The 14,906-nt window shown below is 66.6% G+C and carries 17 protein-coding genes; 5 read left to right on the plus strand and 12 right to left on the minus strand.

Features of this window, described 5'->3' with window-relative positions:
- The first annotated feature begins 4 nt into the window (after window positions 1-4).
- Complete coding sequence (mutL, locus tag JI745_RS24760; protein WP_201813148.1) at window positions 5-1,855, plus strand: DNA mismatch repair endonuclease MutL; 1,851 nt, start codon at window positions 5-7, stop codon at window positions 1,853-1,855.
- Window positions 1,856-1,869: 14 nt separating this feature from the next.
- A complete protein-coding gene (locus JI745_RS24765) occupies window positions 1,870-2,466 on the plus strand; it encodes a MarC family protein (RefSeq protein ID WP_201813149.1) in 597 nt (198 codons plus the stop codon).
- 71 nt (window positions 2,467-2,537) lie between these two features.
- Here the strand turns inward: JI745_RS24765 and JI745_RS24770 are convergent, their stop codons facing one another.
- From JI745_RS24770 to JI745_RS24785, 4 genes are all read right to left on the minus strand, one after another.
- Complete coding sequence (locus JI745_RS24770) at window positions 2,538-3,521, minus strand: porin (protein WP_404932860.1); 984 nt, start codon at window positions 3,519-3,521, stop codon at window positions 2,538-2,540.
- A gap of 172 nt (window positions 3,522-3,693) precedes the next feature.
- Entirely contained in the window at window positions 3,694-4,446 is a 753-nt protein-coding gene (locus tag JI745_RS24775) for an amino acid ABC transporter permease (protein ID WP_201813154.1), read from the minus strand.
- A 24-nt stretch (window positions 4,447-4,470) separates the two neighbouring features.
- Complete coding sequence (locus tag JI745_RS24780) at window positions 4,471-5,340, minus strand: basic amino acid ABC transporter substrate-binding protein (RefSeq protein ID WP_201813156.1); 870 nt, start codon at window positions 5,338-5,340, stop codon at window positions 4,471-4,473.
- 115 nt (window positions 5,341-5,455) lie between these two features.
- The gene (locus tag JI745_RS24785) at window positions 5,456-6,244 is read right to left on the minus strand and encodes a ferritin-like domain-containing protein (protein ID WP_201813158.1); all 789 of its coding nucleotides are present in this window, start codon (window positions 6,242-6,244) and stop codon (window positions 5,456-5,458) included.
- A 35-nt stretch (window positions 6,245-6,279) separates the two neighbouring features.
- Between JI745_RS24785 and JI745_RS24790 the strand changes: the two genes are divergently transcribed.
- Genes JI745_RS24790 through JI745_RS24800 form a run of 3 tightly spaced genes read left to right on the plus strand, consistent with a single transcriptional unit; the run spans window position 6,280 to window position 8,258 of the window.
- Entirely contained in the window at window positions 6,280-6,804 is a 525-nt protein-coding gene (locus tag JI745_RS24790) for a gamma carbonic anhydrase family protein (protein WP_201813160.1), read from the plus strand.
- On the plus strand, window positions 6,804-7,760 hold the full coding sequence (locus tag JI745_RS24795; protein WP_201813162.1) for an Hsp33 family molecular chaperone HslO: 957 nt from the start codon (window positions 6,804-6,806) through the stop codon (window positions 7,758-7,760). Before JI745_RS24790 ends, JI745_RS24795 begins: the two co-directional genes overlap by 1 nt.
- Window positions 7,761-7,781: 21 nt before the next feature.
- A complete protein-coding gene (locus tag JI745_RS24800) occupies window positions 7,782-8,258 on the plus strand; it encodes a CopD family protein (protein WP_201813164.1) in 477 nt (158 codons plus the stop codon).
- Here JI745_RS24800 and JI745_RS24805 read toward each other — a convergent pair.
- The 8 genes from JI745_RS24805 to JI745_RS24840 form a co-directional block, all read right to left on the minus strand.
- Complete coding sequence (locus tag JI745_RS24805) at window positions 8,255-8,875, minus strand: AAA family ATPase (protein WP_201813166.1); 621 nt, start codon at window positions 8,873-8,875, stop codon at window positions 8,255-8,257. The two genes, JI745_RS24800 and JI745_RS24805, sit on opposite strands and share 4 nt — an antisense overlap.
- Window positions 8,872-9,501, minus strand: a complete 630-nt coding sequence (pnuC, locus tag JI745_RS24810) for a nicotinamide riboside transporter PnuC (protein ID WP_201813168.1) — start codon at window positions 9,499-9,501, stop codon at window positions 8,872-8,874. Before pnuC ends, JI745_RS24805 begins: the two co-directional genes overlap by 4 nt.
- A gap of 5 nt (window positions 9,502-9,506) precedes the next feature.
- Complete coding sequence (gene ftsB, locus JI745_RS24815; RefSeq protein WP_201813170.1) at window positions 9,507-9,782, minus strand: cell division protein FtsB; 276 nt, start codon at window positions 9,780-9,782, stop codon at window positions 9,507-9,509.
- Between the two features lie 9 nt (window positions 9,783-9,791).
- Entirely contained in the window at window positions 9,792-11,075 is a 1,284-nt protein-coding gene (eno, locus tag JI745_RS24820; RefSeq protein ID WP_201813172.1) for a phosphopyruvate hydratase, read from the minus strand.
- A 62-nt stretch (window positions 11,076-11,137) separates the two neighbouring features.
- Window positions 11,138-11,425 (minus strand): DUF1330 domain-containing protein, encoded by a 288-nt coding sequence (locus tag JI745_RS24825; RefSeq protein WP_201813174.1) that lies wholly within the window; start codon window positions 11,423-11,425, stop codon window positions 11,138-11,140.
- A 12-nt stretch (window positions 11,426-11,437) separates the two neighbouring features.
- The gene (gene kdsA, locus JI745_RS24830) at window positions 11,438-12,295 is read right to left on the minus strand and encodes a 3-deoxy-8-phosphooctulonate synthase (protein ID WP_201813175.1); all 858 of its coding nucleotides are present in this window, start codon (window positions 12,293-12,295) and stop codon (window positions 11,438-11,440) included.
- The gene (locus JI745_RS24835; RefSeq protein ID WP_201813176.1) at window positions 12,292-13,959 is read right to left on the minus strand and encodes a CTP synthase; all 1,668 of its coding nucleotides are present in this window, start codon (window positions 13,957-13,959) and stop codon (window positions 12,292-12,294) included. The genes kdsA and JI745_RS24835 overlap by 4 nt, the downstream gene beginning before the upstream one ends.
- A 104-nt stretch (window positions 13,960-14,063) precedes the next feature.
- Window positions 14,064-14,906, minus strand: a complete 843-nt coding sequence (locus JI745_RS24840; RefSeq protein ID WP_201813177.1) for an alpha/beta fold hydrolase — start codon at window positions 14,904-14,906, stop codon at window positions 14,064-14,066.

The raw sequence follows: 14,906 nt of genomic DNA on the forward strand, positions 1-14,906 counted from the left end.
CCCGATGAACGCCGTGCCCGAGCTTGCCGCCACTGATCCTGCTGTCTCTGAGCCTGCAATGCGTCGACCCATTCGCGAGCTGCCCGACGAGCTCATCAGCCAGATCGCCGCCGGCGAGGTGGTGGAGCGGCCGGCCTCGGTGGTGCGCGAGCTGGTCGACAACGCGCTCGACGCCGGTGCGACCGAGGTGGTGGTCAAGCTGATGGCAGGTGGGGTGCGCAGCATCCTGGTGGAAGACGACGGGGTGGGCATTCCGGCCGACGAGTTGCCGCTTGCACTGCGCCGCCATGCGACGAGCAAGATCGCCTCGCTGGGCGAATTGGAAAGCGTGGCGACGATGGGGTTCCGCGGCGAGGCGCTGGCGGCGATCTCGTCGGTTGCCGAGCTCAGCATCGCCAGCCGGACCGAAGGCGCGCCGCACGCCCAGCGCATCGACGCGCGCAGCGGCGAGCTGGTCCCGGCCGCGCGCGGGCGAGGCACGAGCGTGGAGGTGCGCGAGCTCTTCTTCAGCACCCCGGCCCGTCGCAAGTTCCTGAAGACCGACGCGACCGAGCTGGCGCACTGCCTCGAAGCGGTGCGTCGCCATGCGCTGGCGCGCCCGGACGTGGGCTTTGCGGTGTGGCACGAGGGCAAGCTCGTCGAACAGTGGCGCCGCAGCAGCCTCGCCCAGCGCGTGCGCGAGGTGCTGGGCGACGACTTCGTGGCCGAGAGCCGCGAGGTGCAGCTCGAGATCGGGCCGCTGCGGGTGATGGGCCGGGCCGGCACGCCGGCGGCGGCACGCGCGCGCGCCGACCAGCAATACGTCTACGTCAACGGCCGCTACGTGCGCGACAAGCTGATCGCCCACGGCGTGCGCTCGGCCTATGAAGACGTGCTCCATGGCGGCCGGCAGCCGGCCTATGTGCTGTTTCTGGAGATCGCGCCGGACCGGGTTGACGTGAACGTGCACCCGACCAAGATCGAGGTGCGCTTCCGCGATTCGCGCGAAGTGCACCAGGCCATGCGGCGTGCCGTCGAGGCAGGTCTCGCGCCGCCCCAATCGGCCACTGTGTCGGCGACTGCGGCCCCGTCTCAGGCCGGGGCAACCGAGGCCCTTCGCCCGGCGTTCGCGCCGGCGTACATGCCGACGGTGCAGAACCCTCTGGCCTTGGAGCAGGTGGCCGTGTTGCATGCCCAGGAGGCTCCGGCCGCCTGGCGGGTGACCCCAGCCAGCGTGGCGAAGCCGCTGGCCTCGGCGCCTGTGGCGCCTACGCAAGCACTGCCCGCAGGTGATTGGCCGCTGGGCCGGGCGATCGGGCAGGTGGGCGGTGTTTTCGTGCTCGCGGAAAACGCGCAGGGCCTGGTGGTGGTCGACATGCACGCGGCGCACGAGCGCATCGTCTACGAGCGGCTCAAGGCGAGCCTGGGTGCCGCCGCGATCGAATCTCAGCCGCTCCTGATCCCGGCGACCTTTGCCGCCACGCCGCAGGAAATCGCGACCGCCCAGGCGCAGGCCGACAACCTGCTGGCCCTTGGCCTCGACGTCTCGGTGCTGTCGGCCAGCACGTTGGCCGTGCGCTCGCGGCCCGCGGCCTTGGCGGGGGGCGACGTGGTGGAGCTGGCGCGCAGCGTGCTCGCCGAGCTGGCGCAATACGACGGCAGCACGGTGATCCAGCGCGCGCAACATGAGCTGCTGTCGACGATGGCTTGCCACGGAGCCGTGCGTGCCAACCGCCAGCTCACGCTCGACGAGATGAACGCACTGCTGCGCGACATGGAGCGCACTGAGCGCAGTGACCAGTGCAACCATGGCCGGCCCACCTGGCGGCAGATCACGATGAAAGAACTCGACGGGCTGTTCTGGCGCGGCCGCTGAGTAAGGCGCCTGCCATGCAACACGATTTCCTCTCGGCGCTGATCCTGCTGCTGCTGGTGCTCGACCCCGTGGGCAGCCTGCCGATCTTCATTCCGGTGATGGGCCAGGTCGCCCCCGAGCGGCGGCGCTGGGTGGCGCTGCGCGAGGTGGGCATCGCGTTCGCGGTGCTCTTCGTCTTCATGTTCGTCGGCGAAGGCTTCCTGCGCGTGATGCGCCTGTCGGAGCGATCGCTCGAAGTGGCCGGGGGCGTGATCCTCCTGATGGTGGCCATCCGCATGATTTTCGGCAGTGGCAGCGGTGGCGTGTACGGTGTGCCCGAGGGCAGGGAGCCGCTCATCTTCCCGCTGGCCGTGCCGCTGCTCGCCGGGCCGTCGGCGATGGCGACGGTGTTGCTGCTGGCCTCTCGGCAGCCCGACCGCATGCTGTCCTGGATCGGGGCGCTGGCCTGCGCAATGGCGGTGTCGCTCGTGGTGCTGCTGCTGTGCAACCAGATCCGCCGCGTGGTCGGCGACTCGGTGGTGTCGGCGGTCGAGAAGCTGATGGGGCTGGTGCTCACCGCGATCGCGGTGGAGATGATCCTGGCGGGGCTGAAGCGCTACTTCCTTGGCTGAGCGAGGCACATAAAAAAACGGCCAGTCTTTCGACTGGCCGTCTTGTCTGCAACAGCTCGCTGATCGGTGGATCAGAAGTTGTGGCGCACGCCCACGGCGAACGACTGGATGTTCTCGCCAGCGGCCGGGCCGGGGCCAATCAGGGCGCCCGGGTTGTAGGCAGCGTTCGCCTCGTTGTCGACCTTCGTGTAGAAGGCGTAGACCTTGGTGCGCTTGCTCAGGTTGTAGTTGTAACCCAGGGTGTACTGCTTGGCGCCGGAGGCGTCCACACCACCGCGGTCACCAGCAAGGCCGGCGTTCACATGGAACTCCGAGGCGCCCATCGCGTACATGCCGGCAAAGCGGATGTTGTTGCGCTTGAAGGTGTCGCCCGTGGTGCGCTCGTAGTAGCCGCCGAAGGTGAAGGCGCCGAGTTCGTACAGGGCGCGGAAGGCGTAGCTCTTGCGTTCCGTGCCGGTGGCGGCTTCATGGCCGAAACCCAGGTGCAGGGGGCCTGCGTCGTAGTTCACCGCGAAGGAGCGGTTGGTCACGGTGCCGGTCTCGTGCAGCGAGTACTGCACATCGCCACGGAAGCCGGCGATCGTCGGCGTGGTGTAGGCGATGGCGTTTTGCAGGGCGCCGGTGGTCACGAACTCATACAGCGCATCGGCGGAGCTGCCGGTGTCGTGGTTGTGCATCGACACGTAGTCGGCGGTAGCGAAGTAGGCTTCGGATGCCGGCATGTTGCCCAGACGGATGGCACCGAACGTCGGGTGCGACAGGCCAACGGTGGATTCACGACCCCAGAAGCGGCTGCCGGCGATGGTGCCGGTGTCAGTGTTGAAGCCGTGCTCGATCACGAAGTTGGCCTTGAGGCCGCCACCCAGATCTTCCGAACCCTTGAAGCCGATACGCGATGCGCTGTCGACTACACCGGTGCGGCTGGTGGAGCCGACCTTCTGGCGCTCGACGGTGTCATTCAGACGACCGTAGATGGTGACGTTGCTTTGTGCGAGAGCCGAGCCAGCCGCGAGGGTGGAAATGGCGGCAATGAAAAGAGAGCGCTTCATGAGCATTCCTTATGTGTGAAGTGCGGGTTGGTACCGCGGGGAGTTTCACTATTCAGAGGCTGAGTCCCGTACTGCTGACCCAACCGCGCGATGAGTTTAGGCGCGCATGTTCTGGAAAGTCCCAATCTCGTTGCTCGTGCGCAACAAGCTTTTTTGTGCTTTAGAGCGCTAGCACAAATCAACGGCCACGGTGGTGCGCGGGGGCTTCAAGCCGCTTGGCGAGCACCGACAGCAGCAAGGTCAGCACGAGGTACATCACCGAGATGGCGAGGTAGGGCTCCCAGTAGCGGGAGTACGCGCCGGCCACGGTGCGCGCGGCCATCGCGAGCTCGGCGAGGCCGATGGCGGAGACGAGCGACGAGTCCTTGATCAGCGTGATGCCCTCGTTGACCAGGGCCGGCAGCATGCGCCGGAAGGCCTGTGGCAGCACGATGAAACGCATGGCCTGCGCGTGCGTCAGGCCCAGGCTGTAGCTGGCCTGCGTCTGCCCGAGGTGGATGCTCTGGATGCCGGCGCGGAAGATCTCGGAGATGTAGGCCCCGGCGTTGAGGCTCAGCGCGAGGGCGCCCGAGAAAAACGCGCCGTGCGATTGGCGGAATTCGCGCGCGGCCTCGCCTGCGAGCAGAAGGCCGGTGTCGGGGTGGATCAGCAGCGGCGTCACCGCGAAGTGCACCAGCACGATCTGCACGAAGAGCGGCGTGCCGCGGAAGAAGGTCACGTAGGCGGTGGTGAACGCCCGGGCGACCTTCAGCGCCCAGCCGAGGGCGATGGACTTCGGCGGCGGTGCATCGACCGAGCTGCTGAGCATGCCGAAGAGCACGCCCAGCACCAGCCCGCAGACGATGGCGACGAGGGTGAGCTGCACCGTCATCCACAGGCCGGTCACGAACAGCGGCCCGTAGTCGGTGAGGATCTCCCAGCGCAAGTCCATCGCCGAGCGGGCGCGTGGCGAGGCTTACTTCGAGGCGGCCGAAGCCGGCGCGGCGGCAGCGCCCGGCGCAGCACCGAAGTACTGCGCGTAGATCTTGTCGTAGGTGCCGTCGGCCTTGATGTCGGCCAGGCCCTTGTTGATCTTGCCCAACAGGTCGGTGTTGCCCTTCTTCACGGCGATGCCGTACTGCTCGGGCTGGAAGGACTTGTCGGACACGGTCTTGAACTTGCTGCCGGCGTTGTTGGCGACGTAGTTGATGACCACGCCGTTGTCGGCCACGACAGCATCGACGCCGCCGGCCTCGAGCTCCTTCAGTGCGAGCGGGGTCGACTCGAAGCGCTTGATGTTGGTGCTGTTCTTGCCTTGCAGCTTGGTCACGACCTCGTCGCCGGTGGTGCCGGTCTGCACGCCGACCTTGAGCTTCTTCAGGTCGTCGAACTTGGTGACCTTCGAGGTGCCCTTCACTGCGATGAGCTGGTGCGCATCGAAGTAGGGGCTGCTGAAGTCCATGGTCTGCTTGCGCTCGTCATTGATCGTGATGGCCGAGACGAGCAGGTCGCGGTCGCCGGAGCCGAGGGTGTTGAAGATGCCTTCCCACGGCGTGTTGACGAACTTCACCTCGATGCCGGCCTTCTGGGCCACGGCCTTCACCACGTCGATGTCGAAGCCGACGATTTCCTTCTGCGGGTTCTCCGACTCGAACGGGGCATAGGCGGCATCGGTGCCGACGACGTAGACCTTGGCGGGCGCCGGGGCCGGCGCGGAGGCTGCTGCGACGGGCGCCGACGCGGCGGGCGCCGGCGTCTCGGCCTTCTTGCCGCAGGCGGAGAGCAGGAAACCGGTGATCAGCAGGGCGCTGGCTTGGAGGAAGCGGCGTGTGGAAAGCGTATTCATGGACGTCCTTCGAATGGGGCCTGGAAGGCAGCCGCTCGTGGCGGCCGCAAGGGGGCCCCAGTGTAATGTCGGTCCACGCCGGGGCGGCTCGGCCGATTGCAAGTAGTGAGCCAGCTCAACTCGCGTTCAGCTGGGCCAGTTCCTCCTCGGTGAACCCGGCCGCCAAGCGGGCGCTTTCGTTGAACGGGGGCCGCAGGCGTGGTGCTTCATGGCGGCGGGTGAGCTCGCGGTAGTGGGCGACCGGGTCCAGCCCTTGGCGCTCGCACAGCCAGCGGTACCAGCGGTTGCCGATGGCCACGTGGCCCACTTCGTCGCGCAGGATGATGCCGAGGATCTCGACCGTGCGTGTGTCGCCTGCCTTGGCGAACTTGGCCTGCAGCGGTGGCGTGGCGTCGAGCCCGCGCGCTTCGAGCGTGCGTGGCACGAGGGCCATGCGCGCCGTCGCGTCGCCCGCCGTGCGCTGGGTCATCAGCCACAGCCCGTCGTGGGCGTCGAAGTCGCCGTAGTCGTGGCCGAGGCTCTGCAGGTGCTCGCGTAGCAGGCTGAAGTGCAGGGCCTCTTCGCTCGCCACCCTGAGCCAGTCGACGTAGAAGAGGGTGGGCATGCCCTCGAAGCGGAAGGCTGCGTCGAGTGCGAGGTTGATCGCGTTGAACTCGATGTGCGCGATCGCGTGCAGCAGCGCGGCGCGGCCTTCGGGCGTGTACGGCGTGCGCGATGGCACTTCCTTGGGCGGCACGAGGCGCGGCCGTGGCGGTCGGCCAGGCAGGTCGAGAGGCGGCTCGATGCGCTCCGTAGGATCGATGAGGGTGCGGTCCAGACTGGCGAAAAGCGCGCGGGCTTCGGTGGCCTTGGTGGCGGGATCTTGCAGGCACAAGACCTCGAGGGCGCGGCGTCGGGGGTTCATCTCTAAAATTATCGGCTTCACCTCGAGGATGCTCCATGGCCCTTTATCGACTCGGCGACGACTCGCCCGACATTGCCGACTCCGCCTGGGTCGCCGAGAGCGCCCAGGTGATCGGCATGGTGACTCTCGAGGACAACGCGAGCGTGTGGTTCGGCGCGGTGCTCCGTGGTGACAACGCCCGCATCACCGTCGGGCGCAACGCCAACGTGCAGGACGGCACCGTGATCCATTGCGACTCGGGCTACCCCTGCACCCTCGGAGAGAACGTGACGGTCGGCCACCAGGTGATGCTGCACGGCTGCACCATCGGCGAAGGCTCGCTGGTGGGCATCCAGTCGGTGATCCTGAACGGCGCCAAGATCGGCAAGCACTGCATCGTGGGTGCGGGCGCGCTGGTCACCGAAGGCAAGGAGTTCCCCGACGGCTCGATGATCCTCGGCTCGCCCGCCAAGGTGGTGAAGACGCTCACGCCCGAGCAGATCGAGCGGCTGAAGCTGAGCGCGCTGCACTATGTTGAAAACGCCAAGCGCTACAAGGCGGGACTGAAGAAGATCGGTTGATGAGCGAACTCCACAAGTTTCTGTTCGACGGGCTGCCCGTGCGCGGCCTGCTGGTGCGTTTGACCGGTGACTGGCGCGAGGTGCTGGAGCGCCGCGAGTCGGCGCAAGACGCCTTTCCCGCGCCCGTGCGCGAGCTGCTCGGCGAGATGGCTGCGGCCGGTGTGCTGATGCAGTCGAACATCAAGTTCGATGGCGCCGTGGTGATGCAGATCCACGGTGAGGGGCCGGTGAAGCTGACGGTGGCCGAGGTGAAGTCCGACCTGACGTTCCGGGTCACCGCCAAGGTGACGGGCGAGATGCCTGCGGTGCCTCGGCTCGACACGCTGGTCAACGTGAACGGCAAGGGCCGCTGTGCCATCACGCTCGACCCGCGCCAGAAGCTGCCCGGCCAACAGCCCTACCAGGGCGTGGTGGCGCTGCATGGCGACCAAGGCGAACCGCTGCACAAGCTGAGCGAGGTGCTGGAGCACTACATGCTGCAGTCGGAGCAGCTCGACACCAAGCTCGTGCTCGCCGCCAACGACAAGGTGGCCGCCGGCCTTTTGATCCAGCGGCTGCCGGTGGAAGGCGCCGGCAACATCGGTGCCCGCAACGAAGACGACATCGGCCGCGATGAAGACTACCGCCGCATCTCCATGTTGGCCGCCACGCTCACGAGCGAAGAGCTGCTCACGCTCGATGCCGACACCATCCTGCGCCGCCTGTTCTGGGAAGAGAAGGTCGTGCGTTACGAGCCGCTGCACCCGCAGTTCGCCTGCAGCTGTTCACGCGAGCGGGTGGGCAACATGCTCAAGTCGCTGGGGCGCGAAGAGATCGACGGCATCGTCGCCGAGCAGGGCCGCGTCGAGATCGGCTGCGATTTCTGCGGCGTGAAGTACCACTTCGACGTGGTGGACGTGGGCGAGCTGTTCACGCCGCAGGGCCGGCAACAGCCGGGCACGACGACGCTGAACTGACCCATCACAGGACATCCGCCCATGCTCTACGCCTTGCTCAAACTCTTGCACTGGGCTGCGATCACCATCTGGCTGGGCGGCATGGTGTTTGCGCATTTCTGCCTGCGGCCTGCCGCCATGACGCTGCCTCCGCCACAGCGGGTGCCGCTGATGGCCGATGCGTTGGGCCGCTTCCTGAACATCGTGGCGGGTGTCGTGCTGGTCACCCTGGGGACGGGCGCTGGCATGTGGACCTGGGCGGTGCGCAGCACCCACCAGACGGGTACTGCGTTCAACGCCCCGGCCGACTGGTACGTGATGGCCGGGCTGGGCGTCTTGATGGCCCTGGTGTACGGCCACATCCGCTTTGCGCTTTACCGACGGTTGCAGCGCGCCGTGGCCGCTCAGGACTGGCCGGCGGGTGGCGCGGCCTTGCAGGAGATCCGCTTCTGGGTCAGTGCCAACATGGTGTTCGGCGCGATCATCCTGGCGGTGGTGACGCTGGGGCAGGCGAGCTAACGATCCCCACGGGCGAGCAGGTGACGCTCGCAGTCGGCGTCGCCACAGCGCTCGCAGATCCACTGCCAGGGGCGTTGCGGTGAGTCGTCGGGCAGTCCATGGCCGACCGCGGCCAGCGCAGACCGCAGCCGCTGCGGCCCTTCGCCGCTGACGACCGCATACGGAACATTCGCCCGCAGGAGGCTGGATCGCACCAGGGCGGTCACCGGCTCGCGCACATGCGCGCCGTCCCGCATGTGCCCGTCGGCTTTCCAGGGCAGGTCGAGTGCGGTCAACAGCGTGTGGCGATACCGCCGCTGTTCGGCTTCGGCCATGACGTAGAGACTGGCGTCGCCGAAGATCAGGTCGCTGTAGACCGCGATCATCAGCGCCGAGGTGTCGGCGACCACGATGTCGTGCGTGGCCATGGCCGCTTCGATGCGGCGCGCCTGTTCCCGTGCGATGCCGGCCTGCTCGTGCACCTGAGGCGTGCGCCCCCGTGCCATGCAGAACTCGCGCAGGTATTCGTCGACGCGTGCAACGCGCAGGCCTTCTTGCGCGAGCGCTTCGGCCAGATCCGCCGCCAAGGTCGTCTTGCCCGTGCTTTCGGCGCCGACGATCGTGATGACGTCGCTCATGCCGCGACGGCCAGGCGCTTCCAGGCACGCAGGCCGGCGATCGACATCACGATGAAGATCGCATAAAGCACCACGGTGAGCCACAAGCCCTTGTAGGCGAAGAGCGCGACGCTGACGGCGTTGACAACCAGCCAGGCCGTCCAGTTCTCGACGTACTTGCGGCCCAGCAGCCATTGGCCGAGCAGGCTGGCGGCGGTGGGGAAGGCGTCCCACCAGGGCACGTCGGTGTCGGTGGTGCGGGCCAGGAAAAGGCCGGTCAGCGGCCAGGCAACGGCGAGCGCCGCGAGCAGGCCCCAGCGGGCGGTGGGCGCGAGCGAGCGCACCTGCAAGGGCTTGCCGTCATCTTGTGTGCCCCGCAGCCATTGCCACCAGCCCCAGCTCGCCACCACCACGAAGAAGATCTGCAAACCCGCTTCGCCATAGAGCTTGCTGTTCCAGAACAGCAGGAAGTACAGCAGCGAGCTCGCGATGGCCAGCGGCCATGCGATCGGGTTGACGCGCATGTTGCACACCACCATCAGGATCGCGAGCACGAAGGCCACGATCTCGAGCCAGGTGACGGGTGAGCCGAGCAGAGTGAAGGGCGCGACGAAGATCGGCTGCAAGGCCTGCAGCAGGGCATCCATGGCGACTAGCGCTTCGGTGTGACCTGGACGTAGATCTCGTCCGGCTTCACCATGCCGAGCTCGAAGCGGGCCTTCTCCTCGACCATTTCCAGGCCTTCCTTGAGGTCGCTGACTTCGGCCAGCAACTGCTCGTTGCGCTCATGCGCCGCTTCGTTCTGCGCCTTCTGGTCGAGCAGTTTGGACTCCAGCTCCATCACGCGTGGCACCCCTGAGCTGCCGAGCCAGAGCTCGGCATGCACCAGCGCGATGAGCGCCAGCAGGGCGAGGGTGACGAGGCGCACTGGGTGGATTTACCGCAGGTTGTAGAACGCGCCGCGGCCCGGGTACGACGCCACATCACCGAGGTCTTCTTCGATGCGCAGCAGCTGGTTGTACTTGGCGATGCGGTCCGAGCGGCTCATCGAGCCGGTCTTGATCTGGCCGGCGTTGGTGCCGACGGCGATGTCGGCAATGGTGCTGTCTTCCGTCTCGCCCGAGCGGTGCGAGATCACGGCCGTGTAGTTCGCGCGCTTGGCCATCTCGATGGCGGCGAAAGTTTCGGTCAGCGTGCCGATCTGGTTGATCTTGATGAGGATCGAGTTGGCGATGCGCTTCTCGATGCCTTCACGCAGGATCTTGGTGTTGGTGACGAAGAGGTCGTCGCCCACCAGTTGCACCTTGTTGGCGAGCTTCTCGGTGAGGTGTTTCCAGCCGTCCCAGTCACCTTCGTGCATGCCGTCTTCGATGCTGATGATCGGGTACTTGTCGCACCAGGTGGCGAGGATGTCGGTCCACTCGGGGGCGGTGAGCTGCAGGCCTTCACCTTCGAGGTGGTACTTGCCGTCCTTGTAGAACTCGCTGGCGGCGCAGTCGAGGCCGATGGCGATGTGTTCGCCCGGGGTGTAGCCGGCCTTGTCGATGGCTTCCAGGATCATCTGGATCGCCGCCTCGTGGCTGGCCACGCTGGGCGCGAAGCCGCCTTCGTCGCCGACGGCGGTGCTCATGCCCTTGGCGTCGATGATCTTCTTCAGCGCATGGAACACCTCGGCGCCGTAGCGCACCGCCTCGCGGAAGCTCGGCGCCCCCACGGGGATGATCATCAGCTCCTGCAGGTCGAGGTTGTTGTTGGCGTGTGCGCCGCCGTTGATGACGTTCATCATCGGCACCGGCATCTGCATCGCGCCCGAGCCGCCGAAGTAGCGGTAGAGCGGCAGGCCGGACTCTTCGGCCGCAGCGCGGGCCACGGCCATCGAGACGGCGAGCGTGGCGTTGGCGCCCAGGCGGCTCTTGTTCTCGGTGCCGTCGAGGTCGATCAGCGTGCGGTCGAGGAAAGCCTGCTCCGAGGCATCGAGCCCGAGCACGGCTTCGCTGATCTCGGTGTTGATGTGCTCCACGGCCTTGAGCACGCCCTTGCCGAGATAACGGCCCTTGTCGCCGTCACGCAGCTCGATGGCTTCGCGCGAGCCGGTGGAGGCACCCGAGGGCACGGCAGCGCGGCCCATGGTGCCGCTTTCCAGCAGCACGTCGCATTCGACGGTCGGGTTGCCGCGGCTGTCGAGAATCTCGCGGCCGACGATGTCAACGATGGCACTCATCTATCTTCCTCTTGGCAGTTTTGGTGGATTCTGTGGAATCGGCGATTGTCGTCCGAGGCCGGTTACACGCCGTCGACAACGATCATGCGCATGATCCCGGCGCCTTCGCGCAGGGTCCGGGCGTGGGTGTAGGTTTCGCTGGCGTAGAAGGCCTTGGCTTTCGCACGGTCGGCGAAGCGCAGCACGATGATGCGGCTGGGCGTCCACGGGCCTTCGAGCACTTCGAATTCACCGCCGCGCACGAGGATCTCGGCGCCGTGCTCCTGCATGGCTTTGGTCGACCACTCCCGGTACTTCGCCATCTTCTCGGCGTCGGTCACGGTCACGTCGGCAATGATGTAGGCGCTCATCGGTTGGGGTGCTCAGCAGGAGAAGTCGTTCTCGAGCAGCGGCTGCTGCTTGATCACGTGGTCGAGGGCGACCAGTTGTTCGAGCAGCGCTTTCATGTGCTGCAGCGGCACGGCGTTCGGGCCGTCGCTCATCGCATTCTTCGGGTCGGGGTGCGTTTCCATGAACACGCCGGCCACGCCGACCGCGATGGCGGCACGCGAGAGCACCGGCACGAATTCACGCTGCCCGCCCGAGCTCGTGCCCTGGCCGCCGGGGAGCTGCACCGAGTGCGTGGCGTCGAACACGACCGGCGCGCCCGTCTCGCGCATGATCGCGAGCGAGCGCATGTCGGAGACGAGGTTGTTGTAGCCGAAGCTCGCGCCCCGCTCACAGGCCATGAAGTTGTCTTCGTTCAAGCCCTTGGCCTTGGCCGCCGCACGTGCCTTGTCGATCACGTTCTTCATGTCGTGCGGCGCGAGGAACTGGCCCTTCTTGATGTTGACCGGCTTGCCCGACTGCGCCACGGCGTGGATGAAGTCGGTCTGGCGGCACAGGAAGGCGGGCGTCTGCAGCACGTCGACCACGCTCGCGACGAGCGGGATCTCGGCTTCGCTGTGCACGTCGGTCAGGATCGGCACGTTCAGCTCGCGCTTCACCTTGGCGAGGATCTCCAGGCCCTTTTCCATGCCCGGGCCGCGGAACGAGGTGCCCGACGAACGGTTCGCCTTGTCGTAGCTGCTCTTGAAGATGAAGGGGATGCCCAGCGCGCCAGTGATCTCCTTCAGCCGGCCGGCCACGTCCATCTGCAGCTGCTCCGACTCGACCACGCAGGGGCCGGAGATCAGGAAAAACGGCTTGTTCAGCCCGACATCGAATCCACAGAGCTTCATGCCGCCTCCTTCTGCTTGCTGCGCGCCGACTGGTGCGCCAGCGCTGCCTCGATGTACGACTTGAAGAGCGGATGGCCACCCCACGGGGTCGACTTGAATTCAGGGTGGAACTGCACCCCCATGAACCACGGGTGCACGCTCTGCGGCAGCTCGACGATCTCCGTCAGTTTCTCGCGCTGGGTGATGGCCGAGATGACGAGGCCGGCTTCGGTGAGCTTGTCGAGGTAGTTGACGTTGGCCTCGTAGCGGTGGCGGTGCCGCTCGGTCACCACGTCGCCGTAGATCTGGTGGGCCAGCGTGCCAGGCTTCACGTCGGAGCTCTGGGCCCCCAGGCGCATGGTGCCGCCGAGGTCGGACTGGGCCGTGCGTTTCTGGATGGAGCCGTCGGCGTCTTGCCACTCTTCGATGAGCGCGATCACCGGGTGCGGCGTGTCAGGCTCGAACTCGGTGCTGTTCGCGTTGGCCAGGCCAGCCTTGTGGCGCGCGTATTCGATGGTTGCAACCTGCATGCCCAGGCAGATGCCGAGGTAGGGGACCTTCTGCTCGCGGGCGAACTGGGCCGTGAGGATCTTGCCTTCCACGCCGCGCTTGCCAAAGCCGCCCGGCACCAGGATCGCGTCGAAGCGCGACAGCTGGCCGACGTTGGCGTCGGTCAGCGTCTCCGAGTCGACGTACTCGATGTTGACCTTCGCGTGGTTGTGGATGCCGGCGTGGCGCAGCGCCTCGTTGAGCGACTTGTAGGAGTCCGACAGGTCGGTGTACTTGCCGCACATGCCGATGGTGACGGTGCGCTGCGGCTGCTCGACTTCTCGCACCAGGTCGTCCCAGCGCTTGAGGTTTGCGGGCGGCGTGTTGATGCGCAGCTTGTCGCAGATGAGCCCGTCGAGGCCTTGTTCATGCAGCATGCGCGGCACCTTGTAGATGGTGTCGGCGTCCCACACGGAGATCACGCCCCACTCGGGCACGTTGGTGAAGAGCGAGATCTTGGAGCGCTCTTCGTCCGGGATGGCGCGGTCGGCACGGCACAGCAGCGCATCGGGCTGGATGCCGATCTCGCGCATCTTCTGCACGGTGTGCTGCGTGGGCTTGGTCTTGAGCTCGCCGGCCGCGGCGATCCAGGGCACGTAGGTCAGGTGCACGAAGGCCGCGCTGTTGGGGCCCATGCGAAGGCTCATCTGGCGCACGGCTTCGAGGAAGGGCAGCGATTCGATGTCGCCCACCGTGCCGCCGATCTCGACGATGGCGACGTCGACGGCGTGGTCGGTGCCGATGCCGGCGCCGCGCTTCACGAATTCCTGGATCTCGTTGGTGACGTGCGGGATGACCTGCACCGTCTTGCCGAGGTAGTCGCCGCGGCGTTCCTTCTCGAGCACGCTCTTGTAGATCTGGCCGGTCGTGAAGTTGTTCGACTTCTTCATCTTGGTGGTGATGAAGCGCTCATAGTGGCCGAGGTCGAGGTCGGTTTCAGCGCCGTCGTCGGTGACGAACACCTCGCCGTGCTGGAAGGGCGACATGGTGCCCGGGTCGACGTTGAGGTAAGGGTCCAGCTTGATGAGCGTGACCTTGAGGCCGCGCGATTCGAGGATCGCTGCAAGTGACGCTGCCGCGATGCCCTTGCCCAGCGAGGACACCACACCGCCGGTGACAAAGACGAACTTGGTCATTGCTGTGGCACTTGCGTGCTGCAAATGCTCTGGTGGTAAAGCGCGATTATAGGCGTGGCCCCGAAGCGCACATCCCTGCGCGGATGGGGGTCAACGCGCGGTGCTCAGGCTTCGATGGGCGAGCGCAGTTCGGCCAGCACCTTGAGCCAGCGCAGCACCTCGGCCGAGGTTTCCTCGGGCCGCTCGAATGGGAAAAGGTGCTCCCCCTCGATCCACGACACACGCCCGTTGGCCAGGCGCTCGGTGGCGTGCATGCCCACACGCCGCACGTCGGTCGATTGCGTGCCGCCGATGAAGGCCAGCGGGTGCTGCAGCGGGTGGCGGCGCAGGAAGCCGGGAATGTCGTGGGCCAGGGTGTTGTAGATGTCGGTCTCGACCTCGCGCCGGAAGGCCAGCGTCACGCCGGGTTCCATCGGTGGCTGGGCCTCTTCGATGCCGCAGGCGATGTAGTCGGCGAGCACGCGCGGGTCCCAGCGGGCAAATGAGTCCTTGCTGGCGAAATGCTCATGCGCGGCTTCGCGGCTCGGCCAGTGGTCGCGGCGGCGGCGCGAGATGGCGCCTGGCGAGAACTGCATGCCGAAGCCGGTCATCTTGGCGAACTGGATGGTGGGCGACAGCAGGCCGCCGATCACCGGCGAATCGAGCATGACCACGCCGCGGGCGAGCTCGGGGCGCTTGGCCGCAGCCAGCAGACTCAGGAAGCCGCCCAGCGAATGACCGACGAAGAAGGCCGGCTCCTTGGCGTTGGCTTCCGTGAAGTGCACCAGCTGGTCGCGCAGACGCGGCCAGTGGTTGGTCACCGGGTACCTGGGGTCGTGGCCGTACTTCTCGACGGCCATCACCGTGTAGCCCGCCTTCTTCCACGCCTCGAACAGCAGCCGGTAGGTGCCGGCCGGGAAGCTGTTGGCGTGTGAGAAGACGATGGTGCCGGCGTGCTTCTTCGCCAT

The organism is Piscinibacter sp. HJYY11, assembly GCF_016735515.1.
In the GTDB taxonomy this organism is placed as follows: Bacteria; Pseudomonadota; Gammaproteobacteria; order Burkholderiales; family Burkholderiaceae_C; genus Rhizobacter.

Coding starts and splice junctions, on each gene's coding strand:
- JI745_RS24800 (WP_201813164.1), top strand. CDS start 7,782: ATGCTCTACGCCTTGCTCAAACTCTTGCACTGGGCTGCGATCACCATC.
- JI745_RS24785 (WP_201813158.1), bottom strand. CDS start 6,244: ATGAACCCCCGACGCCGCGCCCTCGAGGTCTTGTGCCTGCAAGATCCC.
- JI745_RS24795 (WP_201813162.1), top strand. CDS start 6,804: ATGAGCGAACTCCACAAGTTTCTGTTCGACGGGCTGCCCGTGCGCGGC.
- JI745_RS24835 (WP_201813176.1), bottom strand. CDS start 13,959: ATGACCAAGTTCGTCTTTGTCACCGGCGGTGTGGTGTCCTCGCTGGGC.
- pnuC (WP_201813168.1), bottom strand. CDS start 9,501: ATGGATGCCCTGCTGCAGGCCTTGCAGCCGATCTTCGTCGCGCCCTTC.
- JI745_RS24775 (WP_201813154.1), bottom strand. CDS start 4,446: ATGGACTTGCGCTGGGAGATCCTCACCGACTACGGGCCGCTGTTCGTG.
- JI745_RS24840 (WP_201813177.1), bottom strand. CDS start 14,906: ATGGCGAAGAAGCACGCCGGCACCATCGTCTTCTCACACGCCAACAGC.
- JI745_RS24825 (WP_201813174.1), bottom strand. CDS start 11,425: ATGAGCGCCTACATCATTGCCGACGTGACCGTGACCGACGCCGAGAAG.
- JI745_RS24805 (WP_201813166.1), bottom strand. CDS start 8,875: ATGAGCGACGTCATCACGATCGTCGGCGCCGAAAGCACGGGCAAGACG.
- JI745_RS24765 (WP_201813149.1), top strand. CDS start 1,870: ATGCAACACGATTTCCTCTCGGCGCTGATCCTGCTGCTGCTGGTGCTC.
- JI745_RS24780 (WP_201813156.1), bottom strand. CDS start 5,340: ATGAATACGCTTTCCACACGCCGCTTCCTCCAAGCCAGCGCCCTGCTG.
- mutL (WP_201813148.1), top strand. CDS start 5: ATGAACGCCGTGCCCGAGCTTGCCGCCACTGATCCTGCTGTCTCTGAG.
- JI745_RS24770 (WP_404932860.1), bottom strand. CDS start 3,521: ATGCTCATGAAGCGCTCTCTTTTCATTGCCGCCATTTCCACCCTCGCG.
- kdsA (WP_201813175.1), bottom strand. CDS start 12,295: ATGAAGCTCTGTGGATTCGATGTCGGGCTGAACAAGCCGTTTTTCCTG.
- JI745_RS24790 (WP_201813160.1), top strand. CDS start 6,280: ATGGCCCTTTATCGACTCGGCGACGACTCGCCCGACATTGCCGACTCC.
- eno (WP_201813172.1), bottom strand. CDS start 11,075: ATGAGTGCCATCGTTGACATCGTCGGCCGCGAGATTCTCGACAGCCGC.